Annotated in this window: 22 protein-coding genes and 1 pseudogene; 5 read left to right on the forward strand and 18 right to left on the reverse strand. The window is 45.7% G+C overall.

Translation table 11 applies throughout. The annotated features are described in order from the left end of the window. Nucleotides 1–4 precede the first annotated feature (4 nt). The 3 genes and pseudogenes from E4N66_RS07920 to E4N66_RS07930 all read right to left on the reverse strand — a co-directional run. Nucleotides 5–556 (reverse strand): annotated as a pseudogene (locus E4N66_RS07920) (Rpn family recombination-promoting nuclease/putative transposase); the annotation flags it as partial. Between the two features lie 454 nt (nt 557–1,010). Next, complete coding sequence (locus tag E4N66_RS07925; protein WP_253727578.1) at nt 1,011–1,940, reverse strand: formylglycine-generating enzyme family protein; 930 nt, start codon at nt 1,938–1,940, stop codon at nt 1,011–1,013. A gap of 293 nt (nt 1,941–2,233) precedes the next feature. Beyond that, a complete protein-coding gene (locus tag E4N66_RS07930; RefSeq protein ID WP_253727579.1) occupies nt 2,234–2,572 on the reverse strand; it encodes a hypothetical protein in 339 nt (112 codons plus the stop codon). Nucleotides 2,573–2,811: 239 nt separating this feature from the next. Between E4N66_RS07930 and E4N66_RS07935 the strand changes: the two genes are divergently transcribed. Further along, on the forward strand, nt 2,812–3,147 hold the full coding sequence (locus E4N66_RS07935; protein ID WP_253727580.1) for a transposase: 336 nt from the start codon (nt 2,812–2,814) through the stop codon (nt 3,145–3,147). A 126-nt stretch (nt 3,148–3,273) separates the two neighbouring features. After that, the gene (locus tag E4N66_RS07940) at nt 3,274–4,107 is read left to right on the forward strand and encodes an IS3 family transposase (RefSeq protein WP_253727581.1); all 834 of its coding nucleotides are present in this window, start codon (nt 3,274–3,276) and stop codon (nt 4,105–4,107) included. A 359-nt stretch (nt 4,108–4,466) separates the two neighbouring features. On the opposite strand, the gene leuS is transcribed toward E4N66_RS07940, so the two are convergent. The 3 genes from leuS to rd all read right to left on the reverse strand — a co-directional run bounded on the left by leuS (nt 4,467) and on the right by rd (nt 7,560). After that, a complete protein-coding gene (leuS, locus tag E4N66_RS07945) occupies nt 4,467–7,037 on the reverse strand; it encodes a leucine--tRNA ligase (RefSeq protein WP_253727582.1) in 2,571 nt (856 codons plus the stop codon). Between the two features lie 65 nt (nt 7,038–7,102). Beyond that, complete coding sequence (locus E4N66_RS07950) at nt 7,103–7,387, reverse strand: hypothetical protein (protein WP_253674204.1); 285 nt, start codon at nt 7,385–7,387, stop codon at nt 7,103–7,105. 14 nt (nt 7,388–7,401) lie between these two features. Further along, nucleotides 7,402–7,560 (reverse strand): rubredoxin, encoded by a 159-nt coding sequence (gene rd, locus E4N66_RS07955; RefSeq protein WP_253727583.1) that lies wholly within the window; start codon nt 7,558–7,560, stop codon nt 7,402–7,404. 170 nt (nt 7,561–7,730) lie between these two features. Between rd and E4N66_RS07960 the strand changes: the two genes are divergently transcribed. Continuing rightward, complete coding sequence (locus tag E4N66_RS07960; protein WP_253727584.1) at nt 7,731–8,105, forward strand: hypothetical protein; 375 nt, start codon at nt 7,731–7,733, stop codon at nt 8,103–8,105. Between the two features lie 11 nt (nt 8,106–8,116). After that, a complete protein-coding gene (locus tag E4N66_RS07965; protein ID WP_253727585.1) occupies nt 8,117–9,109 on the forward strand; it encodes a radical SAM protein in 993 nt (330 codons plus the stop codon). 79 nt (nt 9,110–9,188) lie between these two features. Here E4N66_RS07965 and E4N66_RS07970 read toward each other — a convergent pair whose 3' ends face one another. From E4N66_RS07970 to E4N66_RS08015, 10 genes are all read right to left on the reverse strand, one after another. Continuing rightward, nucleotides 9,189–11,153 carry a TRAP transporter permease gene (locus E4N66_RS07970; protein ID WP_253727586.1) on the reverse strand — a complete coding sequence of 655 codons (1,965 nt, stop codon included), beginning with the start codon at nt 11,151–11,153 and terminating at the stop codon, nt 9,189–9,191. Between the two features lie 111 nt (nt 11,154–11,264). After that, the gene (locus E4N66_RS07975) at nt 11,265–11,768 is read right to left on the reverse strand and encodes a DUF1850 domain-containing protein (RefSeq protein ID WP_253727587.1); all 504 of its coding nucleotides are present in this window, start codon (nt 11,766–11,768) and stop codon (nt 11,265–11,267) included. A gap of 12 nt (nt 11,769–11,780) precedes the next feature. Beyond that, complete coding sequence (locus E4N66_RS07980) at nt 11,781–12,785, reverse strand: TAXI family TRAP transporter solute-binding subunit (RefSeq protein WP_253727588.1); 1,005 nt, start codon at nt 12,783–12,785, stop codon at nt 11,781–11,783. Between the two features lie 406 nt (nt 12,786–13,191). Then, entirely contained in the window at nt 13,192–15,321 is a 2,130-nt protein-coding gene (locus E4N66_RS07985) for a methyl-accepting chemotaxis protein (RefSeq protein ID WP_253727589.1), read from the reverse strand. Between the two features lie 31 nt (nt 15,322–15,352). Next, nucleotides 15,353–16,678, reverse strand: a complete 1,326-nt coding sequence (locus tag E4N66_RS07990) for an ABC transporter substrate-binding protein (RefSeq protein WP_371922411.1) — start codon at nt 16,676–16,678, stop codon at nt 15,353–15,355. A gap of 106 nt (nt 16,679–16,784) precedes the next feature. Then, nucleotides 16,785–17,918, reverse strand: a complete 1,134-nt coding sequence (tgt, locus tag E4N66_RS07995) for a tRNA guanosine(34) transglycosylase Tgt (RefSeq protein WP_253727591.1) — start codon at nt 17,916–17,918, stop codon at nt 16,785–16,787. Between the two features lies 1 nt (nt 17,919). After that, the gene (locus E4N66_RS08000) at nt 17,920–19,872 is read right to left on the reverse strand and encodes a hypothetical protein (RefSeq protein WP_253727592.1); all 1,953 of its coding nucleotides are present in this window, start codon (nt 19,870–19,872) and stop codon (nt 17,920–17,922) included. 46 nt (nt 19,873–19,918) lie between these two features. Next, nucleotides 19,919–21,541, reverse strand: coding sequence for an ATP-binding protein (locus E4N66_RS08005; protein ID WP_253727593.1), 1,623 nt, complete (start codon nt 21,539–21,541; stop codon nt 19,919–19,921). Nucleotides 21,542–21,656: 115 nt separating this feature from the next. Beyond that, nucleotides 21,657–22,700 carry a class I SAM-dependent methyltransferase gene (locus tag E4N66_RS08010; RefSeq protein ID WP_253727594.1) on the reverse strand — a complete coding sequence of 348 codons (1,044 nt, stop codon included), beginning with the start codon at nt 22,698–22,700 and terminating at the stop codon, nt 21,657–21,659. Between the two features lie 73 nt (nt 22,701–22,773). Beyond that, nucleotides 22,774–23,421: a redox-sensing transcriptional repressor Rex gene (locus tag E4N66_RS08015; protein ID WP_044012804.1), complete on the reverse strand. Its 648-nt coding sequence runs from the start codon at nt 23,419–23,421 to the stop codon at nt 22,774–22,776. A 243-nt stretch (nt 23,422–23,664) separates the two neighbouring features. On the opposite strand from E4N66_RS08015, the gene E4N66_RS08020 reads away from it, so the two are divergent. Continuing rightward, complete coding sequence (locus E4N66_RS08020; RefSeq protein ID WP_253727595.1) at nt 23,665–24,417, forward strand: HEAT repeat domain-containing protein; 753 nt, start codon at nt 23,665–23,667, stop codon at nt 24,415–24,417. A 200-nt stretch (nt 24,418–24,617) separates the two neighbouring features. Here E4N66_RS08020 and E4N66_RS08025 read toward each other — a convergent pair whose 3' ends face one another. After that, nucleotides 24,618–24,983: a VOC family protein gene (locus tag E4N66_RS08025; protein WP_044012809.1), complete on the reverse strand. Its 366-nt coding sequence runs from the start codon at nt 24,981–24,983 to the stop codon at nt 24,618–24,620. Between the two features lie 173 nt (nt 24,984–25,156). Then, nucleotides 25,157–26,260 carry an endonuclease/exonuclease/phosphatase family protein gene (locus E4N66_RS08030; RefSeq protein WP_253727596.1) on the reverse strand — a complete coding sequence of 368 codons (1,104 nt, stop codon included), beginning with the start codon at nt 26,258–26,260 and terminating at the stop codon, nt 25,157–25,159. Nucleotides 26,261–26,337 lie beyond the last annotated feature (77 nt).

The raw sequence follows: 26,337 nt of genomic DNA on the forward strand, positions 1-26,337 counted from the left end.
CCAATTAAATCAGTGTTTCTACATCTTCCTTATTTAGGCCTGTTGCTTTTGCGATATTTTCCACAGATAAGCCGAATTGCAAAAGATTTTTTGCCGTTTCAATCTTTGCTTGATGGGAACCTTTTGCTTCCCCTTCATCAAAGGCATCCATAAGAGCTGCCGGTAAAATATGGTATTCTTTCCGCGCTAATTCGTTCTGTTTTACCGTCTGTATCATCTGCTCTATCCTCCCTGTATATTCAGTCGTTACCTTACCGGTTTTGACGTACTGTAAAAAACCTTGTAAGTCTTTATCATCAGTTGTGTTAAACGCATTTGCATTCAGTATAATCTTTTTTGTTCCATCCTGTAAGAGGATAGTTTTATCTTCTATGCAAACGTTCTCAAACGTGTAGATAGCTCGATTCTTTCCTACAGGATCAAACAAACAAATAAAGATAATAAAACTATCATTTAGCGCCTTATAAGAATATCCCTGATCAAGAAATGCAACGTCAAGAGCGGCTTGATAGTATCTCATCCGTTTCGGAATGTTATATTGGTTAGCAACTTGTATATTCCTTTCGGTTTGAACAAAAAGCCCAGAAACGGAACACCGCTTGCGGTTTTGCCGCAAGTTTCTTCCTTTAGGATTAAAAGTAACTCCTCTCCCAAATCTCCCCTAAGAACCCGCCTTGGTTCCAAGACATAGTTCTGAATAAAAACTGTTTTCTCCTGCTGCAACAAATTCTTTGGTAACGGCGATAATTTTATGCCCGCGTAAAAAAGCATTCTTATAAATTCGGCAACACAGAAATTTTCACATTTCGAGGCTGCCGAATTGTTGCGTTTTCGTAAAGCAATGCTTAACGAAAACGTTCTGAATAAGTAATATTGACCTGTCTGATTTGTGCACAACGCAATTGGTTTTTCAGCAGCGGCACGGATGCCGCTGATTCCATGCAGCAGCGACGTTTGAGGCGAAGTCTCAAACTCGTCGATGAAAAATGTACACGGATGTACATTTTTCATCAGGGGCGCGAGACCACACGAACCCCCAGATCGGTGTAGCTGTCGCCCGGGTCGATGCCATACCGATCAGCTCGAGTGGCGTTGCTCGCACCATCGCCCCAGCCACCACCGCGTTCGACGCGGGCATCACCGGAAGCAGCGCCCGTAGGATCCTGCCCGCCTGTAGGCGTACTATCCTTATACTGGTCCCAGCACCATTCCCATACGTTCCCGCTCATATCATACAGCCCGTACCCGTTCGGCGATTTCAGCTTTACTTCGTGCGTTTTACTATCATTGTACCACGCATAATTTACAAGTTCGCTTTCGGTATTCGTTCCCGCCCATTTGTTCTCAGTTCCGCCTTTTGCTGCCCATTCCCATTCAGCTTCAGTCGGCAACCGGAACCCTTTTGCACTCCACTTCACCTGCGGAACCGTTCCGCTATTGGCATCAGACGTCGTATATACGGTACCAAAACCACTGTCGGTGTAATACACGCACTCCCTATCTCCCAGTCCAGCCTTTTTAGTAAGCTCATTGCAAAACGCTATACAAGCATACCAGTTTACCAACTCTACAGGATTTTTAAGACTATCTGTAAAATAACTCGGGTTACCACCCATCACCGCTTGCCACAGCTCCTGCGTTACTTCACTCTCTCCTATCCGGTATGCAGTAAGGCTTACCGTGTGCGGTTGGTTATCGTCTTCATTGGTGTGCCCCACGCTTCCGTCAGTTACGTCTTCAACCTTTTTCATTGTAAACTTTACGCCACCTACAATACCCTCACCGGTTGCAGCATTATAACTACCAGCAGGAGTACTGATTCCTCCGCCTCCCGAGCCTGAACCGGCAGTATGCGGACAACCGGTAAAGACCAGCGATACGGCAAGCATCACCATCGCTGCCCATTTAAAGACTTTTGTCTTTCTGTTCTTCCCTTCCATAAAATTTCTCCTTCAATGTCGTTTTAATTCATAATTTTTAATTACACTTTGCTTATCCCGTATCAAACCACACCGCCTGACGGCTGCTGCGATAGAACGCTCTATTCATAATGTATTTACAATTGAGGTGTCTTTGCATATCTAACGCACAAGATATGCCCAACGCTGCAAAACGCAGGGCTTCTCTAACATGAGAAAACAACACCCCTCTTTTGCTGCCTACAAAAAATGATGAGAGAAAATGATTATATCTGTGAAAAATAGCTGCCCGCTTATCAGGGCGCGGGCAATGCTTACGCCTTGAGTTGCTGAGTTGCTGAGTTGCTGAGTTGCTGAGTTGCTGAGTTGCTGAGTTGCTGAGTTGCTGAGTTGCTGAGTTGCTGAGTTGCTGAGTTGCTGAGTTGCTGAGTTGCTGAGTTGCTGAGTTGCTGAGTTGCTGAGTTGCTGAGTTGCTGAGTTGCTGAGTAATTGTCTCCGCAGGTTATATACGTGTCAAGTATCTTTTGCGAACCTTTTTGCACGTTGTGAGAAGATAATTGATATTGTGGTAATACTATGCGTTGATTCAGCATGAAAATATTGTACAAGCAAACAGAAGAGAATGCAATATCTTTTGCAAATATACGACGCATCTGCGTTGTCGCTTAGCAAAAAACAGTCCTCGACGTACAACAAGTACGCCTGCGGGTGTTTTTTGTACGCTCCTAGCATCTACATCGTCTATTTGCAAAATCGCTGGAGGTAGGTATTTTAGAACCGCCAAGGATAGCGGAGGTTCTTTAAAGATGTGAGTTTTTGTATTTTCTATTTGCTGGAGTGATACAATAAAAGTACAGTGCCAAAGTTGCCGAACAAGAGAGGACGAAGGGCAATGAAACGGTACGATGAGAACTTTAAAATCGAGACATTGAAGCTGTCGGACGAGATCGGAGTGAAGAAAGCGTGCGAACGGCTTAACGTAAACTATGGAACATTGGCAGGCTGGATAAAGCAGCGGGTAAAGAAAAACAAAGAAGGAAAAAGTACAGAAGCTGACATTCACAAAGAGAACAGCAGACTCAAAAAAGAGATGGCCGAGCTTAAAAATGCGAATGAGATACAAGACCAGTTCGGTACCTTCGTAGCCGAACTGGTCAACGAGTTCTCAATCGTACAGATAGTACGATTGAGAACATCGCATTTCAAGGTACCCTGTTTCAGAAACTGAAGTTTCTAAAACAGGGTCAATGAAGGATGCACTCGTTTTTTTCGTTCAAGACCGGAAGAAATAGAAAAGGATGGCCTTTTCGCTTACATCCACCATCGGAGTGCTGAAAAGCAGTTTTCAGCACGGATGCTGTGCGCGACTCTTCCGGTCAGCGAAAGCGGTTTTTATAAATGGAAGCGAAACAGGAAAAAGGTGAAAGCATGGCAGAAACTGCTCGCTCAAATGCATGAGATTCTTGAAGAGGATGAAGAAAACAAGAACTATGGGGACAGGCGTATGCAGATAGCACTTGAACAACGGGGCATTAAGCGTTCATTGTCGACGGTAAGACGAGTGATGGCACGAGGAAATCTGCTGCATGAAGACAGAAGAAGCCCTGACGGTCTTACAAAAGTCGACAAAAAGGCTCTGAGACCGCAGAATATCATCAAACAAGACTTTAGTGCACAAGAACCTTTGAGAAAACTGCTAACGGATATAACGCAGATACCGTGCAAAGACGGAAAACTGTATGTGTCACCGCTTTTGGACTGTTACAATGGAGAGATCGTTTCTCTTGCAATGGACACAAACATGAAAAAAGAACTATGCATAAAAACGATAACGGAGGCATACAAGAATTTTGATATAAAAAGCGGAGCAATAATTCACAGCGATTGTGGAAGCCAGTATACAAGCGGCGAGTACAAAAAGACGCTCGGACAACTGCACTCAGTCCAGAGTATGAGCGGAGTTGGGAAATGCTGGGATAATGCCCGGATGGAAAGCTGGTTTGCGACGCTGAAAAAGGAAAAGATATATCAGCTTGATACGACAAAACTGACCGTGGAGGAAGTCAAGACAATCGTTTGGAGATACACGTTTGCTTATTACAACACCAAGCGTGTAACGACGGTAAATCCCGATGGCTTACCTCCACTGGTATACAGAAAAACAGCAGCTAAAAAAAGTGCTGCTTAAATACATTTGGGGTATTTAGGCACTGCACTAATATTGACTATTCCACGTGCGGGAGTTTAATACCCGCCGTTCATCTAGCGCCGCGGACGCCATCGTTCAAGAATGTGCATCCTTGCACATTTTATACCTACGTGTTTGCAGGGCAAACACACTAATGACTAAACCCACCGCCGTCCTTGGCAGTTCTGAAACGTCGAGGATTTTTCAGAAGCGGTATACACCCCTTCCGTAAGCCTTTTGAAATAGACGGCGCAGATACGAGGCGCGAACAAAAATAAAGCGGAGACGTACTTGGTGTACGTTGAGCATTTATTTTTGCGCAGCAACGAAGTAGATGCTCCGTATATTTCAAAAGGTTATTAGATGACGATATTTACCAACTTATTCGTCACAACGATAACCTTTTTAGGCTGTTTATCGCTGAGGAAGCGCTGCGCACCATCTGTTTTTAGAGCGAGTGCTTCAAGCTCTTCCTTAGGCAAATCAACGGCTGCTTGAAATTTATCGCGCACCTTTCCGTTGATTTGCACGACAATCGTGCACTCGGAATCGATGCAAAACTTTTCGACAAACATCGGCCACTGCGTATATGCAATTGTTTCCGTATGCCCTAACTTCTCCCACAGCTCTTCGGCAAGGTGTGGTGCGTAGGGCGCAAGCAGCTTGATAAATGCCTCCCATGCAAAGCGGGGCACGGTCTGATATTTTCCAAGCGTATTGATAAAAATCATCATCTGGCTGATTGCCGTGTTGAAGTTGAGCGATGCAGTATCTTCGGTTATCTTTTTAATGGACTTATTGAGGAGCTTTGTAATTTCCGCATGTTCCGGCATACTCATGTCGTTCACCGGACAGGAAATAAGCTCTTTTTCGGAAATAGCCCAGATTTTCTCTAAAAAGCGGAAAATACCGATCAACCCCTGGGTGTTCCACGGTTTGGACATATCGAGCGGCCCCATGAACATCTCATACATACGGCACGAATCGGCACCGTATTGAGCGATCATCTCATCAGGATTGATGACATTTTTTAAGCTCTTCGACATCTTTGCGATAACCCGCTTCAACTTTTCGCCGGTACTCTTTTCTTCAAAAGCATCATCACCGGTCTGCACAACCTCATCGACCGGCACGAGCGATCCGTTTGAACGCTGATATGCAAAGGAGGTAATCATCCCCTGATTCACCAACCGCATGAACGGTTCTTTGGTATGCACCACGCCTAAATCGTACAGTACCTTGTGCCAAAAGCGGGCATAGAGGAGGTGGAGTACCGCATGTTCCGCACCGCCGACGTAGAGATTAACAGGCATCCAATACGCTTCTTTCTCCTTGGCACAAAAACTGTGTGCATTATGAGGATCGAGATAGCGGAGATAGTACCAGCAGGAACCCGCCCATTGAGGCATAGTGTTTGTTTCGCGGCGGGCAGGGGCTCCGCAGTGCGGACACACGGTATTCACCCATTCGGATATCTTGGCAAGCGGGCTTTCTCCCGTGTCGGAAGGGGTGTAGCTATCCGTTTCAGGCAAGGCAAGCGGTAAATCCTTTTCGTCCAGCGGAACCACACCGCATTTCGGACAATGCACCAACGGGATAGGTTCTCCCCAGTACCGCTGTCTGCTGAATACCCAGTCGCGGAGCTTATAATTAACGGCCTTTTTTCCGAAGCCGTTAGCGGCGGCGTAGTCGGTAACACGCTCTATTGCTTCCCGCGTCGGCAGTCCGGTAAATTCGCCCGAATTTACCGCATACCCGTCGGCTGCGGTACATGCTTGCGGTACTGCGCGGTAATCGCCCGCCGCTCCCTTTTCCTTCCATTCAGCCTCTGAGGCAACCGTTTGAATAATCGGCAGTGCGAAAACTTGAGCAAACTCCCAGTCGCGCTCATCATGCGCCGGAACTGCCATAATGGCGCCGGTTCCGTACGAAACCAAAATATAATCGGAGATCCAAATCGGAATAGGTTCTTTTGTCAGCGGGTTTACCGCATAGGCGCCGGTAAAGACGCCGGTTTTCTTTTTTGCAAGTTCAGTCCGTTCAAGGTCGGTTTTCTTTGCCGTCTCGTCAATATACTGCTGCACGGCGTCTTTTTGCGCCCCGCTGACAATGCGCATGACGAGCGGGTGTTCCGGAGCAAGCACGAGGTAGGTTGCCCCGAAAATAGTATCCGGCCGAGTGGTATATACGGTAATCTTGTCGCTTTCATGCGGAGCGGCAAGGTGAAAGTCTATTTCCGCTCCGGTGCTTTTGCCGATCCAATTCCGCTGCATCATCTTAACGGACTGAGGCCAATCCAGTTCTTCCAAGTCCTCAAGAAGCTGCTCCGCATACGCAGTAATCTTGAGCATCCACTGCCGGACATTCTTCCGGACAACCTGTGTGCCGCACCGTTCGCAGCAGCCTTCTTTCACTTCCTCATTTGCGAGACCCGTTAAACAGCTCGGACACCAGTTAATCGGCGCTTCCGTTTCGTAGGCCAAACCTTTTTTATACAGCTGTAAAAATATCCACTGTGTCCAACGGTAATAGTCCACATCCGAAGTTGCAAGCTCGCGATCCCAGTCGTATGAAAAACCGAAGGCCTGTATTTGTTTTCGGAAGGTATCAATATTTTCTTTTGTCGTAATACGCGGGTGAGTACCGGTCTTAATGGCGTAATTTTCCGCCGGTAAGCCGAAGGAGTCAAATCCCATCGGGTGCAGTACCGTATATCCGTTCATACGGAGGTATCGGCAATAAATATCGGTTGCCGTATATCCTTCCGGATGCCCGACATGCAAGCCTGCTCCCGACGGATACGGAAACATATCCAATACATACGCCCGTTTTTCCGGCGGATAATTTTCATCTTCGGTTACTTTAAACGTCTTATGATCTTTCCAATATTTCTGCCATTTTTTTTCAATATCGCTAAAAGGATAGGACATTATATAACTCCTTTGTGTAAAACATTTTAGAGGTTTTCCTTAGGTTGAGTTTACGATAACATCTATTATAGAAGAATTATTTTTTTACTGTTGGTTTTGGTGATACCGAACACCCGTAAAATATTCTCTGCGGTATAATCCGAATGGGCTAATTTATTGTAATAATCTGCAACGGTCTGCAACTCTTCTTGAGAATCATCATAGACAGCAAAAGCCGCTGCACTACGGAAAGCGCCTGCCTCAAGTAATTCCATCAAAGTCTTACTGCTATTTTTAGTACGCCGTTCTTTATCGACCACCGCAGCCGCACTGTCATATCCGATCGTACTGATAAAATCATTTTTTGTCATATTACACTCCTGGTTTAAACCTTTTTAAATCCTTCCTTCGAAACGCCGCAGAGCGGACATACCCACGTACTGGGCAAATCTTCAAATTGAGTACCGGGTTTAATGTTACCTTCAGGATCGCCGGTATTAGGATCATACTCATAACCGCATAAATCGCATACATATTTATCCATACCCCACTCCCTTTTCTATAATGCTTTAAGTATGACCAATACTATACGAGTTTTACAGCGGTTTTACAAGTAGGAGCAGAATACGGAAGCGGCGGCTATATAGAGAAGCATTAGAATCTCTGGAAATGCCGCTTGCTTTTTAGGTCTCTTTTTCTTATAGTAACATCCTTATGAATATCCTCGAAAAATTTTATAGCGATGCACGGCGACGAACGGAAAAATTACCTGATCCTGCATTCCGGCAAGAACTGTGTACATTTTTTGTTCAAACAATCCGCAGTTACGATAAAAGCCTGCTTCCATTAGCGGAAGATTCGGCTGAACACTGGCTACGCACGCATCTACAAGATACAAAAGAAGACGCCGTCAACTGGTTCTATACCGTCTTTGCCCTCTTTGACGACAGCTTCGGCAGCGATATGGATTTTTCTGATGAAGATTGGGAAGAACTGCACGCAATTGTTTCGGCAGCGGCGGAAACACTCGATATGCACACCGTAAGCGCCATTATGAGCGTTATGGTTGAACGGAATAAGCTGGAATAGGAACGGTATTTGTGATACGGGATTTTTGCTGCGTAGAATATGAGCACTGTACCGCCTGTCCAAAGCGCTGCGGGGTAAATAGGAACGCCGGAGAGCGAGGCTTTTGCGGAGAAACGGCGGAGCTGCGCATTGCATGGGTAGGGTTACACTTTGGAGAAGAACCTCCGATAAGCGGAGCGGGCGGTTCGGGAACGATATTCCTTACCGGCTGTAATCTCCGCTGTATTTTTTGCCAAAACTTTCAAATTTCGCAAGAAGGTATGGGACGTGCCGTAACGGAACAGGAATTTATCGAAATATGCCTAACACTCCAGAACGCGGGAGCGGAAAACATCAACATCGTTACGGGCAGTCATGCGGTGCCGGCTTTGGGGGCAGGACTCCGAGCCGCAAAGCAACACGGTTTAACTATTCCTGTCGTATGGAACTCCTCTGCATATGAAACGGCGGAAGCGCTCGAATCGATTGCAGATACCGTCGACGGATGGCTGCCCGACCTCAAAACGCTTAATCCCGAAACATCCCGCCGTGTTTTTGCCGCTCCGGATTATCCCGAACAAGCCTGTGCTGCAATCGAGACAATGGCACGGCTTTCTCCCCTCAACCTTACCCCGCCCGATGAGCAGTATCCGTTCGGTAAAATGCTGTCAGGCGTTATTGTCCGGCATCTTGCGCTTCCGGGAAAATTAGAGGATTCGCAAGCGGTACTCCGTTGGTTCGCTCAAAAGCTTAAAGGCAAGGCGCTGCTTTCGCTGATGACTCAGTACACGCCCATTACGGCAAATCCGAAAGCACGGCGCATCGACGCTTTTTCCAACCGCTTACTCGATAAATCCGAGGATATCCAACTGCGTACCTTCCTTGAAGATTTAAACATCGACGACGGTTTTTATCAAGAATTGGTAAGCGACTTGGATTGGCTCCCCGATTTTAACCGTGTACATACCTTTTCTTCCGCACTGTCAAAACCGCTCTGGCATTGGAAAACCGGCTGGGTACATTAACATTTATTTTCAGCTGCATCCTTTAAGTTCCGCGGTAACGAAGTACAGTCTAACTTCGTTACCTCTGTTCTCCGGATGCCTAGGCGGCTGCGTGCCGTGCTTCTCTCCGCGCGAGTATGCGCTGGATAAAGATAGACGCAACAAAGATCCCGACGCCGGCAAGGTCGGTTAATAAGGCGCTGTCGATGAGCAAGAACGCTCCTGCAAGCATCAAGAGCCGCATGAAAATATTCACCTTAGTGTGGAAATACCCTTCTACAGCGGCGCTGATTAAAAAGACGCCGACGCATGCGGTAAGCGCAACCTGAATACCCTGCCAAATATTCGTATCCATTAATAGCAGCTGATTATTGTAGACGAACATATACGGAATAATAAAACCGGCGAGCGCCAACTTAATGGACACAATACCCGTCTTCATCGGATTACCGCCCGATATACCTGCCGCTGCAAATGAGGCAAGCGCAACCGGCGGCGTAATATTGGCGAACATCGCAAAGTAGAAGCAGAACAAGTGAGCAGCCAACGGCGCAATGCCGAGCTCTATCAACGCGGGAGCCGCAATCGTTACGGTAATGATGTACGCAGGAATACTCGGTAAGCCCATACCAAGCAGCATACAGGTAACCATCGTAAAGACGAGCGTCAGCAACAAGCTCTTTCCGCCGAGCGAGATAATCGCGCTTGCCATATTGATGGTAAAGCCCGTTAAGCTCGACACACCGATAACGATACCGACACAAGCACAGGCAATCGCAACCGATACCGTCGATTTTGCGGAAGCGACAAAAGCAGCCTCTATATCTTTTAAGCTCATGCGCGTTTCTTTTTTAAGCTGCGCAATAATGATTGTCAAAATGATGGTTAAAAAAGCGCCTTTGATAACGGTATAACCGCTAAAGAACAGCATATACACCAAGAATAAAATCGGGATAGTCAGGTGCCAGTACATCTTCAGCGTTTCTTTCACCTTGGGCAGCTGATCTTTCGGCATACCGTCGAGTTTGTCCTTCGACGCGCGCAGCTGAATCTGGAAGATAATACCCAAATAGTAAATCAGCGCAGGAATAGCCGCCGCAACGACAATCTCTTTGTATTTAATACCGAGCGTTTCCGCCATGATAAAGGCAGCAGCACCCATAATCGGCGGTAAGAGCTGACCACCTACGGAAGCGGTTGACGAAACCGCACCGGAGAATTCTTTGCTATACCCGATTTTCTTCATAAGCGGGATGGTAAACGAACCGGTGGTAACAACATTCGCAATTGCAGATCCGTTGATACTTCCGAGCAAGCCTGCCGCAATAACTGCGACCTTTGCAGGACCGCCTTTCGTATGCCCCGCCAAACCGATGGCAATATCGTTAAAGAATTTTCCCATTCCGCATTTATTCATAATTTCGCCGAATACGATGAATAAGAAAATGTACGTTGAAGAAACGTTGACCGACGTGCCGTAAATGCCTTCCGTATTTGAAAAGAGGTGCCCGATCAATTTAGGCCATTTAAACCCTCTATGCAAAAACAGTCCCGGCACGTTTATCGGGATAAGACCTTGGCGGGCGCCCATCAGCGCATAGATCATAAAGATGATGCCGATAACCGGTAATGCCCAACCCGTAATCCGCCGTGCAGCCTCTATTACCAATGCAACCAATATGGTTCCCATGATAACGTCCGTCAGGTTTGCATCCCCTACCCTGTCGATAATGGCTTGATAATTCACCCACATGTAGACGGGAATGATAACGGACAAAATCATCAGTATGTAATCATACCATGCGATAACTTTTCTACTCGATCTTTTAAATGCAGGATAGATTGCAAAAGTCATCAACAAAATCATGCCGACGTGAATGGAACGATGGCGCAAGGTCTCCGGCCGGATATAGCCGGAAGCATAAGCTAAATGGTAAAAGGTAACCAGCAGTGCAGTCCACTTGAGAATCTTTGTAAAAATCGGGTTAACAAAGTTTCGAGTTCTGCTTTCCCGTTCAAATTCTTCCAAGAGAGCCTTTTGGTCTATGTTTTTTTCTGTAGCCAAGATGTACTCCTCAATGGGGCATCGCTATTCCGAAGGATGCGAAGCAAATCTAATCACGTTTTTAGCGATTGCCCGATCATAATGAAGAAGCGGTACGATCTTACGATGGTATCAGCGCTTCCTCTGTAAGCCTAACCGTATTTTTGCCCGCTGGGGAAGCTCTTCTCCCCATATAAGCACGGTATCATTTATCGTGATGTTTTTGAGATGTTTTTGCGAATGGATCCAATTAAACTCTTTGAACACACTGCCTTCTATATTTTCCATATAGATAAACCCGTCCTCATATCGGTAGGTACAGTCCATCTCTGCCGGAATACCCGCGCCGAAACCCTGAACGGCAATGGTAAAAAGTTTAAACGTCTGTTCATCGGTTACCCGATAAAATTCTTTCCATAAGACATGTTCAAACGAATGTTCCCACTCAAACGAAAGAACATCGCCTGTCTGCACTGTTTGAATGCAGTAGCGTTCTTTCGTTACCTGATTGGAAATTTCGATAGTCTCATCGGAGGAACAGCTTAACGGCAGCAGCACGGCGACAATAAGCAGGCACACTTTATGCAAGAATGCCCGCGTAGGCATGAGCCGCAATGCAGCAAAAAGCCGTTCCATCCAACGTATCCGTTAATTCTGCGGAGTCTTAAAACCTTTTTCCTGCCAGAATTTTGCAGCTCCCGGATGCAGCGGAATTTTCACATCCTCTACACCGAAAGACAAATCGATATGCTTATTTGCCGCATTGTGCGATGCTTTAATCGTCGAAATATTATCGAAGATCACCGTCAGCATATCATACACGACCTCTTCGGAAAGCTCGCTGTTTACCAGCATGATGTTATATACAAAAACGGTATTAACATCCGCAGTGTTGTTATAGGTATTTGCCGGAATAATCGTCTGCGAGAAGAACGGATACTTTTGAATCAGAGCATCTCTACCTGCTCCGTCAATCGGAACAATTTCCATATCATAGCTGGTAGCAAGCTCCATAATCGTTCCGTTCGGAAGACCGGACGTAACAAAAGCTGCATCGCACTGACCGTTTTTCATTTGATCGATGGCTTCGCCGTAAGATAGATAGTCTACCTTACTGTCGGCATACGTCATACCGTAGGCTTCATAAATCATACGAGCATTTAATTCAACACCGGAGTTTGCAGCGCCGACGCCAACCCGCTTTCCTTTCAAATCGGCAACGGTTTTGATACCGGATTTGCGCAGCGTTACGAGCTGTACGTAATTCGGCCACAAACGCATACAAGCCGTCAGCTTAGGATTCGCTTTACCTTCATAGGCGCCGAAGCCCTTATATGCTTGCATAACAGAGTCCTGCATTGCGATTGCAAGCTCTGCTTCACCCTTCGAGATCATCGAAATGTTTTCGGCTGATGCGCCGGTCGCTTGTGAACTGGTATTATACCCAGCCGATTTTAAGGCTTCCGCGAAAGCTCCGCCGATCGGGAAATAAATACCGCTTGTAGGGCCTGTTGCAACTGTGACGAACTCTTTTGTTCTGTCAAGGTGATGCTCGGATTTTTCTCCGCTGCCGCTTTTTTCACAGCCGATTGTTGTCATCGCAATCAATGCCACCATACACAGCAATCCGAAAGTTACTCTTACTGTTTTCATACCTTCTCCTATAAAAGTTTTTGCAGGATGTTTCAACATCCAAAAAAACTTTTAGCCATGCGCGTTACGCGCATCCGTAAATAATCGAGTTTGCAACGCAAACTTGAGATAAAAAGTACCGGCGCCATTTCAGACGGTACTTTTTATCATATCTCCTATAAAAGTTTTTGCAGGATGTTTCAACATCCGAAAAAACTTTTAGCCATGCGCGTTACGCGCATCCGTAAATAATCGAGTTTGCAACGCAAACTTGAGATAAAAAGTACCGGCGCCATTTCAGACGGTACTTTTTATCATATCTCCTATAAAAGTTTTTGCAGGATGTTTCAACATCCGAAAAAACTTTTAGCCGTGCGCATTACGCGCATCCGTAAATAATCGAGTTTGCAACGCAAACCTTCTTTGATTATCTCTCTGTTTTAAACTTGCCTACTTCCAAGACAAGACCGTCTATACTTTGCTTATTTTTGACGGCAATTTCAAGAGACTCTTGTGCAGCCTCGTTGATTAGCTCCGTCTGCGAGGCAATATCCTCTATATTTTCCCGTAAAATACGCGTTAAATCATCCAACCGTTTTGTTGCCGAAACAACCTTCTCGCCGTCGGTAAGCATTTCACCGGAACCGCTCTTTACTTCGTTTGTCACGCCGGTAACATCGTTGATGATACCCCAGATAATTTTTCCATTTTCTTCCTGCTCATCCATCGCCTGCACCACCCCTTCAATAGAGGTGCTTAAGCCTTTGGAGTAGCCGGAAATGATATTAAACTTTTCAACAGCACCGGCAGCAGCACTCGCGAGCGTATCGATTTCAACAGAAAGATTCTTCAAAGTGATGGAAATCTTTTTACCCTGCGTACTGGACTCTTCTGCAAGTTTTCTAATCTCGGAGGCAACAACGGCAAATCCCTTACCGGCTTCTCCCGCATGAGCAGCCTCGATTGCAGCATTCATTGCAAGCAGGTTCGTTTGACTCGCGATGTTTTCTATTACGGCACCGGCCTCAATTAAATCGCCCGACGCTTCCGATATCCGCTGTGAAACCTCATTTGCTTTTACCAGTGTTTCGCGGCCATCGTTCGTAGCCGTAGAAAGATGACGAATAACCTCTCTGGTCTCTGCAACGTTTTCTCCTACGGTATCGATACTGTGAGACATCTTATCAAATGAAGATGAGGATTCGGTAACCATAGCGGCCTGTTTGCCGATACTTTCATCCAAGACTCTCAGCGTCGTTATGATGTGCTCGATAGCAGAAGCCGTACCGGATACGCTTTCTTCCTGTTCGACGAACCGATGTTTTAAATCTTCAATACCGGCAGTAATATTTGAAACAACCTCACTAACCGACATCATATTACTTTCAAGATCGGAACCGACCGCTTCCATCTCACGAGAGTCGATACCGATTTTTTGAATTGAATTTCTCAATTTCGCAATAGTCTGATTAAAGTATGATGACAATACACTCGTTTCATCTTTACCGCTCGCAGGCAGCTCTATGGTAAGGTCTCCCTCTCCCTGTGCAATATTTCGAAGCGCTGCAATAACGTGCTTGATGGGATGGGTGATATTCCGTGCAATATAGAAACCAAGCGCTATTGCAACTGCCAACTGAATTAACGCGATAAGAATAAATGTTTTAATCAAATTCGAAATATTCTCCGCCATAAACTCCGACACGGGAGCAGTTAAGAGGAGCGTCCAATCTGCATACCGCATCGACGCAACGGCAGATATATACTTAACGCCTTTTATTTCAGATACATTCACAGAGGACTTATGCGACGCAAGCGATTGTTTAAGAAACTGTGCATAGGCATTTGTCTCACTTCCGATTATCTCGCTGTAAATACTCTTATAAAGAATTTCGGGACGCCGATTTCCTAAGATAGTGCCGGACGAACTCACCAGATATGCAGTCCCGGTTTCACCGATGATAATATCGCTAATCAAATTTGAAAGCGCATCACCCAGAATCGTCGCATTAATCACACCGGTAATCTTTCCTTGTAAGTCCCGCACGGGAATCGCGACAATGAAAATATATTTCCGGGAGGCAGAGGACAACACAGGTTCGGTAATAACATATTTTCCCTTACGTGCCGATTGGAACCAGTCGGTACTTGCAACTTTTTCAACTGTGTTATCTGTCCGATAGAGCATACCGTCTAGTCCGCTGATACCAAAGCTGAGCCAGCCGCGCTGTTTTTGCATTTGTATCTCATTCTTAAACAATTCTATTTTTTCTTGATATGGTATCATTTCATCCTGAATGGCAGGCAAGTTGGAAAAAGCCTCCAGTTTTCCGAAAAGGGCTTGGGAACGTTCGTCCAAGACTTTTGACGAACTTTTTACCAATTCCTTTAAAAAATATTCGGTATTATTCATAAGGGAAACGGATGCAAGATATACCGCGACAATATAGACTACCAGCAAAATAAACACCGAAAAAAAGGCAAAAGAGGTTATCATCTTATTTCTAATTGAAAAAAATGAGGTTTCGCTCTGCGTATTCGAAGCTGTTTGTGCCATTATATTCTCCCGTAAAGTTTTTAAAGATGCCCTATTCTTTTAGCGTCGCATTGGAATCTCGCACAAAGCGGTTCAACGCAGCTTGAATATCGTTTCCCGACGCAGCTTCTTTTAAAAGTGCATTCCAATATTCCCGCATCTTGGCAAAGCCGGTAATGTTATTGTAATACTGTCCGAAAAACCGTTGGAGCACCGAATTATAGAGAATTTCGGCATCCTCAGTTTCTATTTGAATTTTAGAGCTTGCCGGAAAGCCACCGGTTGCGTTTATCAACTTAGGTGCCCATACTTCGTCGGTAGCGGCAAAATGAAGAAACTTCTTGGCTGCCTTAACTTTATTTACATTGCCGTTATTAAAAACACAAGCACCGCCTGCTAAAAATTCCAGAAGCGGAGCGCCGGCATTATTGGGGAAAGGCATATAGATCGGTGTAAAATCTTTTCCTTTATACCGCCGTTTGCCGTCATTCATTTTATTAAGCTGAGGAGAATACAAGATAGTATGCGCAGCTTTTGCGGAAACAAACATTGCAATCGCATCGTTTGAAGTAAGATCCTTTCCGTCGAGCAAAAGTCCCCGCTTCATTGCACGTACCGTCCAGTCCACATTCCGTACCGCTTGCTCAGAATTATAGATATAACTTGAATAATCTCCATTTAACAGATTTGCGTTTCCATAAAGGTTCACCAAAAACGCTCTGGTACCCTGGTCGCCGCCCATGTTCTTATAGTAGAAAACACCCGGGACAATTCCTGCCGGAAGCTTTTCTTTAAGGGCAGTTAAAAGCCTTTCATACTCTTCAACCGTCCACTGGCGGTCTCTCCGCTTATACGGCAGCAAATCGATAAGATGCAGATCTTCGAGCATTTCTTTATTAAACGCCATTGAGAAAGCCCCTTCATGCATCGGGTACATATAGGTACGTCTATCTTTACCGGCAGAAACAGCCAAAAGCTCCGTCGTGATATACGGTTTTTCAGTTGCGAGTACATCATCAAGCGGTTCAAGCAAGCCCTTCCCAGCCCATCCGATAATTCGGCCGGGGGCATCATAAATAATATCGGGAGCCTTGCCTTCCGCTATGGCTTTTTCAATCTTTTCCGCTCCATCGGTAAAACTTATCAGTGTAAAATGTAGTTTAATTGAAGGATTTTCTTTTTCAAACGCCGCGATTAAACTCTTTTCAAAATCGCCTTCGACACCGGTATCGGAGGTAAAATTAGGGAACGACCAAAACTCAATTTCCGCAGCGGTATCGGTTGTTTTAGCATTCATACATCCTGTACAAAACACCGCTAACAGCATAAACAGCACAGATACATTTTTTTGTAATAAATCGTGAAAAGCTTTCCTCATTACAGCACCTTGATATGTTATTTTACGAAGGTATTCATAAATCTGCGCATTTTAACATAAGCGGTAAAATATAACAATCGGTATCGATTTAATTGTTCACAGGCTCTCAAGTACGTCCGTAATAATCTTTAAGGAAGCTGCGGTAGTATTCCGAAAAACGGTCTGCGGTAATTGCATCCCTGATTTCGGCAACCATTCGATGGAGAAATGCTAAGTTGTGATAGGTTGCAAGCATCGAATACAGAATCTCCTTACAACGGAACAGGTGCCGCAGATACGCGCGGCTGTAATTCCGGCATACCTTGCAGGAGCAGCTCGGATCGATCGGGCCGAAATCGTATTCATATTCTTTCTTTTTAATTGAGATGGGACCGGTACGGGTAAAAAGATTTCCGTTCCGCGCATTCCGTGACGGGAGTACGCAGTCAAAAATATCGACGCCGTTCTTTACCGCCTCTAAAATATAATCGGGGGTGCCGATACCCATCACATAGAGCGGTTTATGTTTGGGAACATGCGCGGCGGTAAAGGCCAAAAATTCCTTGTACACTTCCTCAGGCTCGCCGACGGAAAGACCGCCGATTGCGATACCGTGCGGATCACATTCCATAATCGATTCGATACTTCTGATACGGAGATCTTCAAAAAAACCGCCTTGTATAATCGGGAAAAGGCTTCCCTCGTACCCTTCCGTTTGATCCCATTCCCGCACCGCCCGATGCATCCACGCAGTTGTCAGTGTCAGCGCTTTTTCGGTTTCCTTTTTGGGAATACCGTAGGGGGAACAGATATCGAGCTGCATTTGAATGTCGCTGTTAAAGGCGGCCTGCACCTGTACCGCGATTTCGGGGCTTAAAAACTGCCTGCTGCCATCGATATGGCTCTGAAATGTTACGCCTTCTTCCTTAATTTTCCGTAGTTGAGACAGCGAGAATACCTGAAATCCGCCTGAATCCGTCAAAAAGTTTTTATTCCAGCCGGAAAACCCGTGCAGCCCGCCCGCCTGCTTGATAACGTCCATACCCGGCCGCAAAAAGAGGTGATAGGTATTCGCTAAAATGATTTCAAAACCTATTTCGTGTAAATCATCCTTGGTTATACCCTTTACCGTCGCCGCCGTTCCCACCGGCATAAAGGCGGGGGTTTGCACCGTACCGTGAGGCAGGCGTATCACTCCCGTGCGGGCAGCTAAACCTGCATCCTGATGTAAAAGCGTATAGATATTTTTTCGTTCTCTCATATTACAATCCTTTTAAATAGGCCGGCCTGTTGGCAGGCGGTAACGCACAATCTTCGAGCAATGCATCACTGGAATCGGCGGCAACCGTACTTTCCGCCGATTCGATTACCCCGATAAAAAAGCTGCCTTTAACCGATATGACTTGTACCCTGTCATGCTTATAGAGTACCTGTACGGGAAAAGCACCCCGCTCCGAAAGCTCCGCATCGGACGCGCTTACAGGAGCTTCAAGCGCTTTTTCCATAGCCTGTGCCACCGCCTCAGCTTCTTCCGATGAAAAAATCGGCAGCCAGTGATAAAACCTCACGTCAAACCACCCGGTCTGGGCAGCAGGAACAATCTCTAAGCCGGAAATACCGTAGATGGAACCTCCGCCCAGCAATTTGATAACCGCTTTTTTATAGTGAATGAGGTGCGCTTCCATATCGTGCTCCCGTTCCTGCTCCGGTGGAGCACTCGCAACCTGACTTCCGGCGACATTGCTCCCCGTTGCCGCATCGGCAGCAGGTACGGTATCAGCAGCAGGTACGACATCGGCACTCCGCGCAGATTCACAGAGGTTGAAGAACTCCTGAGGCGTGTAATAAATCTTTTTGCGTTCGTAGGCCTCGCGTGTTTTGCCGGTTACATACAAATGCACCATCAGACCGTCGTATAAGGCAGCGGCTTTGTTTTTGGTATAAGCGCCGATTATCGTTTGATCGAGTGTTCCGACGGCGGTATAAAAACCGCGTATTACCGCTTCCGCTGACATACCTGCCGTCTCAGGCGGTTTACGGAGATGCACTACCGCCGCTGCCATTACGACAATAAGCGCGACACACAGTACCGCCGCTGCCGCAATTTTACCGGAGTTCCGTCTAACAAAGCGTTTTCGGCTGATGTGCTTCCTCGCTGTTTGAATAAAAGCCTCAAGCGCCGTCTGTTCCGCCGGTACTTCGTCTACCTGCATACCGGTGAAGAGCGGCTGCGATTCATCACAATAGCTGCAGAGCTGTTCTACAAGCGGCAGCAGCGGCGCGGCGCGGCAGTTAGGCATTATACCGCCGCCTGCAGTTTTTTCAAGGCCGATGCTCTTATACGCGGCAGTTTTGACACTACCAAGCTGTCCTGTAGTTTTAGCACTCCCCTGCCCCGCAGCTGCCGATAACCCGTCATCGATAAGCCGCGCAAACTGCGGACACAGCGCCGGACGGCGGAGTTCAATCGGCACATAAACGCCGTCCCGTATATTCTGCACCAGCCGTTCCGCCGCACCGTTGGCGCAAAAGTCATTCCCGTCTACCGCTGCAAACGGGACGGCAGCGCTGTTAAAAGGCGGCGCTCCGGTGATGCAGGCATAGCTGAGCGTTGCTAAGAAAAAGGACGCAGCATCGTCAAGCGGCACTCGTTCCGCATCAGGATGTACCCACGGATAATGGAAGCGGAGCGCCGCCGCGGTTTCGGCAGTAACGCAGCGAAGTACTAATCGAGGCGAAAGTACGATAAGCTCTTGAGCGCCGCCGTCGGCTCCTCCCTCCGCCAGCAAACACAAGGGAGCGGACACAACAGCTCGGAAACAATCCTCACTTACCGTACCGCGCTGATACGCAGCGAGGAGGCAAGCAAAAAGCCGGTATAACTTTCGTAGTACAACCTCTGCACGAAAAAGCGCCTGCGGATCACAAAACGCACCGGCCGCAGCATCCGTATCGAGACAAGCAAAATGGATAAGCGAGTGCGCTTCCCGCAGCGGTAGCACAATTCCAACCTCTTCCCGTCCTTTTTCCGTATTAAAAAACGTAATGGTTTCGTTAAGATAAAACTCCTGCACCGTCCCGTCAGGCGCAATACGCAAACAGGCGTCGTGAAGATAATCGGTAACAGCCGAATGCGCAAAAGCACGCGGCTCCATCTCTGAAGCAAGGCAGCAATACGCCGCTCCGTTTATCTGATGCATTATTATCGGACTCATATTTTCAAACATATTCTCCACCACGAAAAACAGGATTGAGTTTGTATCATAGCTGTTCTACTTTCCAATTCTTAATTGTCCGCGTTGCTTCCTCAAATTCTGCACCGATGAGTACAATCTTCTTCCCGCTCATCTTATACTTTGCAGCGTAGTTCTGCTTTTGTATTTGTGCGAGTGCATCTTCCGCACTGCCGGTATCGCTCAGCTTAAACTCAAAGATGTAAACAGAATCAGCCGTAGTAACCACGGCATCTGCTCGCCCCGTTCCGCAATGTACTTCCGTCTGTACAAATTGTCCCATCAACGCAAAGATGAGGTATACCGCTGTCTGATAATTCTGCTCCCGCAATTTGAGATTTTCTTTGCTAAAGTTGTCATACGAGATACCGGCGATAAGCGACTGCATCCGTTCCATAAAGCTATTCACATCACCCTTGCGGATGTCTTGTACAAACCGCCCAACCCATACCCCTGTTTGACCAAAGGGGACATCAGAGTATGCTGGCAGCAGATTTTCCAAAAAACCATATCGTACTTCATCATTCGGAAAGCCGAGCCGATAGAGTCTCAGATCGCTTATGTAGTCTTTAATCGTCAAATAGCCGGCCTGAAAGAGAATAGGCAATGCATCTTGTGCTACCGCCCGATAGGTCTGTAATCCCGATTCATCCAGCTCAACATTTCCATCCAAGTCGGGAATAAAGTAGTGTGCTTCTTTAAGAAAATTCACTAAAAATGTCGGGGTTCCCGTGCTAAACCAGAAGCTTTTGATCTCTTTATAATCAAAAGCATTGAGAAGGCTAAAAGGATTGTACATTCCTTCCCCTGTAGGATGAAACAGATAGCCGTCATACCATCGCTTTAAGGCTGCGATTGCCTGCGGATAATCAAGTTCTTGTCTTTCGGCAAGTGCTTGAATTTCAGGTTCAAAATTATCTTCCAGCTCTTTTTGTGTGATACCGCAGATACCGGCATACGTTTCATGTAAGCTGATATCTTTCAGATTATTTAAATCGCTAAAAATACTAATCTTGCTGAATTTGGTAACACCGGTTAAAAAGGCAAAACGGATATATTCATCGCAGGTTTTAATAACCGAATAAAATGCTTTCAGTTCGTTTCGGTATTGTTCATTCAAGGCTTCATTTCCGCCCATCGTTTGCAGGAGCGGTTTATCGTATTCATCAACAAGAATGACTACTTGCTTACCGGTCCGTTGATAGGCAGTCTTTATCAGCCGTTCAAAGCGTGAAGCAAAAAACGGTTGTGCTTCTTTCGATGTCGAAATACCATATAAAGACTCTGCTTCAGATAACATAACATGTAGCCGCTCATTTAATGCCCCGCTATCCGTATATTTTCCGACATTAAAATCAAAATATAGCACCGGATATTCCTGCCATGCAGATCGATTTTCTTGTAAAGCAAGTTCCTCTTCAGCTGTTTCAAGGTATAAGTCTTTGAATAACTCTTTTTTTCCAAGAAAGTATGCAGATAATGTCGAAAGGAACAAACTCTTGCCAAATCTCCGCGGACGGCTGAGAAAATAAACACGACTGCTTGTTACTAATTGAGTGATATACTTCGTCTTATCTACATAGAGATAACGGTCATTCCGTAATACCTTAAAACTCTGTACGCCGATCGGCAATTTTCGTGGAAAGTTCATGGAGTAAGTATAACAGGATTTGTCCGGTCAGGCAATTTCGATGTAAACCACCAACTAGGCATCTCTAAAAAACTGAGGTTTTTAGAAATAAAATACAGTGATACACCGTATATTTTCAAAAGGGCGTACTGTGGCTTATCTTCCACAACCGGTGAATTTTTTTATTCCGAAAATCTTCCGGTATCGATTGTGCGCTGATATCCTGCACGGTGAAGAGCGTATTGTTGTAAATAAACTTATCCTCTCCCATGCTGCGATCCTGTCTATCCGAAAGTTCCGCCGTGTCAAAACGCAACGTTCGTGAATTGGTCGAAAAGTACAAAACGCCTTCCGCCGCCAATACCTGACAGCAACTGCGAATTAAATCCTGCCAATGCCGGTTCACATCGAAGAATTGGGGCGCACGTTTTGAATTGGAAAATGTCGGCGGGTCGCAGATGATAATATCCCACCGTTCTTTCCGTTTTGCAGCCTGCTCCAGAAAAAGACGGACATCGCTTTGCACAAACCGGCAGCGTTCGGAATCGGCGACCCCATTCAGCTGAGCATTTTCAGCAGCCCATTGCAAATAGTTTTTCGACAAGTCAACCGAACAAACCCGCCGCGCTCCGTTTACCAGCGCATGAATAGAAAAAGAAGCGGTATAGCAAAAAAGATTCAGCACCGACTTACCGGCAGCATTGTCGGCAACGGCAAGCCGAGCCGGACGGTGATCAAGAAATAAACCGGTATCGAGATAATCGGATATATTGACAAAGAAGCGGCACTTACCTTCCCGCACGATAATCCGCTTTCCGCTATCTGCAATCTTTTCATATTGAGCTTCACCGCGCTGCCGCTTTCGGCATTTTTCATATACTTGCTCCAAAGGAATCTGTAAAGCAGCGCATAACGCTTCCGTCAGCTCCGAAAGAGAAGCGACACTTTTATCTTCGTGCCTATAGACCTGCCGTTCATATTCGGTAAGCACGGCAAACAATGCACCGCTTGTATCTTCAATATAGAGATCGACAGCAACGGGAATTTCGGGAATATCCCTATCATACAGCCGATAGGCAAAGAGGTTTAATCGCCGTGCATATTTTTTTAAATGCTTATACCGTTTTACGAGGCGGTTATAAAAAAGAGCCGCCTGTTGAGAATATTCGGAAGAGTTCATAGCAGTTTTACTACGGGACTTTAACGCATATACTCCTTAAAGTCCCATATACGTAAATTTTAAATCAACTAAGCTATTCGCTTGCTTGCTGAATACGGGTATTCATCATAACGCCTAAAAGCGCATAGCCTGAAGTAAGATCTTCCTGTTGAACAAGGACGTTATCAGGTACTTTGATTTTAACATTCGTAAAATTCCAGATTGCGTCAATACCTGCTTCTACCAATTGATCGGCAATCGCCTGTGCGCTGGGTGAAGGTGCAGTTAAAATTGCTAAGGCAGGATGCAAAGTGTTAATTTCTTCGGTCAATTTATTCATTGCAAAAATCGGAATACCATGAATTTTTTTTCCGATCTTACTTTTGTCACTGTCAAAAGCCGCACAGATTTCCAACCCGTGATCTCTAAATCCCTGATATCCGGTGAGCGCGGTTCCAAGATTTCCTGCTCCGATAAGAATCGCTTTTTGCAAAGTATCCCAGCGAAGAAAATGCTCGATAGCTGAAATGAGATCTTCAACCGGATATCCTTTTTTCGGCTTACCGATAATGCCTGTAATAGCTAAATCTTTCCGTACTTGGATCGGTTCAAGATGCAGCTCTTCAGCAATAACGGTACCGGAAATATAGGGGTATCCATCGGATTGGGCTTGCTTTACTATATGCAAATAGGACGGTAATCTTCTGATTGACGGCACTGCAGGTATCTTTAACTTTTTCATTCGACTCACCTTACTTGTTGAAACTCAAGGATCAATAGTTTTACAATCCTCTTTTATGATATAAGTAAAAGAATGAAAGGTCAAGCGGTAATAATTATCGTGTAAAATTGCCGGCGGTTATCAAATATATTGGAATCCGAAAATCGAAAACAATCGGCCTCTTGACACTTGCAAAAAAATAACTGACAATAAGTTAGTATTCTAGTAAATATCAACTTTGAACAAAGGAAGGGGGTCGTTACCATGCGGCACAAATTATTGATACTATCACTGGCTTTAGGACTGCTTACTGCTCCGCTTATCTGCGCACAGAATAAAGACGCTGCAAAGAAAAATGATAAGAGCAGTGAGTCTGATGGTATGATTACCGTCGAACAGGCATACCTCAATTCAATTGAAGGCGTTATGATTAAAGAAATGGTTGCCGCTGAAGGGCGCGATTCAAAACGTGTTGCCTTACAGTATATCGAAGAGGCATTGAATGAAGGCCGCCAATCGGAAGAAATTCAGGTAGCGTTAAGTACGTTAGCAACCGAAGGGCTTTCAACCGTTGTGAGAGAAGACGGCAGGGTAGTAAACAATTATCCGGAAATAAGACGCCGTGCATGTGAGCTGCTCGGACAAATGGGTACCGACAAGGCAAAGGATTCATTGATTACGGTTATGTACACCGATAATGAACCCTCCGTTATCACAGCAGCGGTAAAATCGCTCGGCGAAATCGGTAAAAATGACAATGATGAAGTATTCAATATGATTAACTGGATTGCCCGCAAATTCGATACGGTTAATCCGACAAGTTCGCTCGCGCTTGAAATCCTGAATACCTTCGAAAAGATGTCCAGCTCAATTATAAACAAAAAGGAAATGTTTGAGACGGTAATGCGTATTGCAAATAACTATAACTATGTAACTCCGGTAAGAACCAGAGCCTACGAAGTAATGCGCACCATTTCAAGTTCCAACTCCAATACGGATCAAAAAAAGAATAAGTAATTTCTATTGGTCTATTGATTCAGCCGGATGAGTGAATACCCCGTGCTTTACGCCGAACAAGGGGATTAAATCCGGCTGTAATCGCCGGTAACTTGCTATAAAAAAAGCGTTGTAAATACTTTACAACGCTTTTTTTATGAAAATCTTTCAGAACATCGGGGCATCTCGAAAAACTTTGGTTTTTAGAGATATCCTTCTGTTTATTTAGCTTCAATAAAATCTATTTCGATTCCATTGGGATCGACTGCTGTTAATATCTTTTTACCATCCTTTACCGTTCGCGGCTCCATGATAATCCGGACATCTTTAGAGCGGAGGTATTTTTCCGTCTCACCAATCTGATTCACAGTGAATGTCAACGAAATAGAGTTTTCCTTTTTTACCTTTGAACGATCGTTATGGATCAGTTCCAAACGGCCATTCGATTTAGGATCATACAAAAAGGCGATCTGCTTCCCCGGTGCAGCAGACATCATAGACTCGAAGGTGAGCCCGAGCACTTTCTCATAAAACTGCAATGATTTTTCCATGTTGTCGGTTCTAATAACCACACTATTCATCTGCATCTTTTACTCCTTGGCAAATAGCAGTATTCCTGCATCTGCAATACTTATAGTATATCCGACAATGGGCAATTTTGCAAAAGAAAAGGAAGATCTTTATCTATGAGGATAGTTTAGGGAATATCCCAAAATCTTATTTTTGGGATACCCTTTAATACCCCGTCCTCTCTACGGCATTAGGGATTCAAGACGACACGCAGCTTTACCGGATTATGGTCGGCATAGCGGAAGGATTCGTCGAGTGTCTCGACCGACACAACAGAGATATTCGGAGAAACGATAAAGCCGTCGATAACGTAGTACGGCCACTTGTTACGGATATTTTCGTCGGTAAGCGCAGGCGTATACGGTGCATTGTTAAGACGGCATGAAGGAACCCTGTCATCGACGGCAAACTGCCACCCCTCCGGCAATGAACCTCCGCTGATTGCGCCCGGCCTCCAAAACTCATCGTAAAGAGGATAACGAGCCTGTGTGCCCGGGAAGGTTTGGTTAAAATCACCGCCCGCGATGACGTAGTTTCCCGCTTGATATTCGGCACGGACAAAATCGATAAGCGCATTGGTTTGAGCAATTTTGCCTTCTCCGTCATCGTACGCTTCCAGATGCAACACCGCAGTTACCAACTCCCTGCCCGATTCGAGCGGGAAACGGCTTATCAGCATACAGCGTTTTAAATTAACCGTTCTGACCGGCCACTTGAACGGCACCGGCAACGCAAAACGATAGGCGTCCGTAAAGGGATACCGCGTAAAAAGGCCAACTCCGCTCGCTACCTTCCCGATTGGAGGAAGAGGATACGGAACATACGAGACCTTAAAATTATAGGTATAGGTAAGCGCTGTACCGAGCGAGTCAGCAAGTGCCGCCGTTTGATCGATATAATAAGAACGCTTTGAGGACTTATCCATTTCTTGAATAAAATAAAAATCAGAAGGATATCGTTTCAGCGTCTCGATAACTCCGGCAAGGTTTTTTTCCACCTCTTTTTTGTCCGAAGGGCGTACCATAGTACCGCCATCCATAAAGAAATCCTGTCCAGCACCAAGTCCGCAATAGCCGATATTCCAACTGACAATATCGATCGGTTTTCCAAGCGCAACGGTTTCTTTCGTAAGGGCAGCTTCTCCTATGACTTCAGCAGGCTCTTGAGCGTCAGGGCGATACTCAGTTATTGTAATAAACAGTAATAAAATTATGAACAATAGGGCAGCAACACCTACAATTCCGCCGATCACCTTTAATGCCAAAAGACTCATTCGTACCCAAAACATTTTCATATAGACCGTCCTTTACATGAAGCTGCCGATTTTTACCGACATCGATTAACCGGCGAACTTCTCTTTTTTTCTTAACA

Origin of the sequence: Treponema sp. OMZ 857, from assembly GCF_024181085.1 — a bacterium.
Taxonomy (GTDB): Bacteria; Spirochaetota; Spirochaetia; order Treponematales; family Treponemataceae; genus Treponema.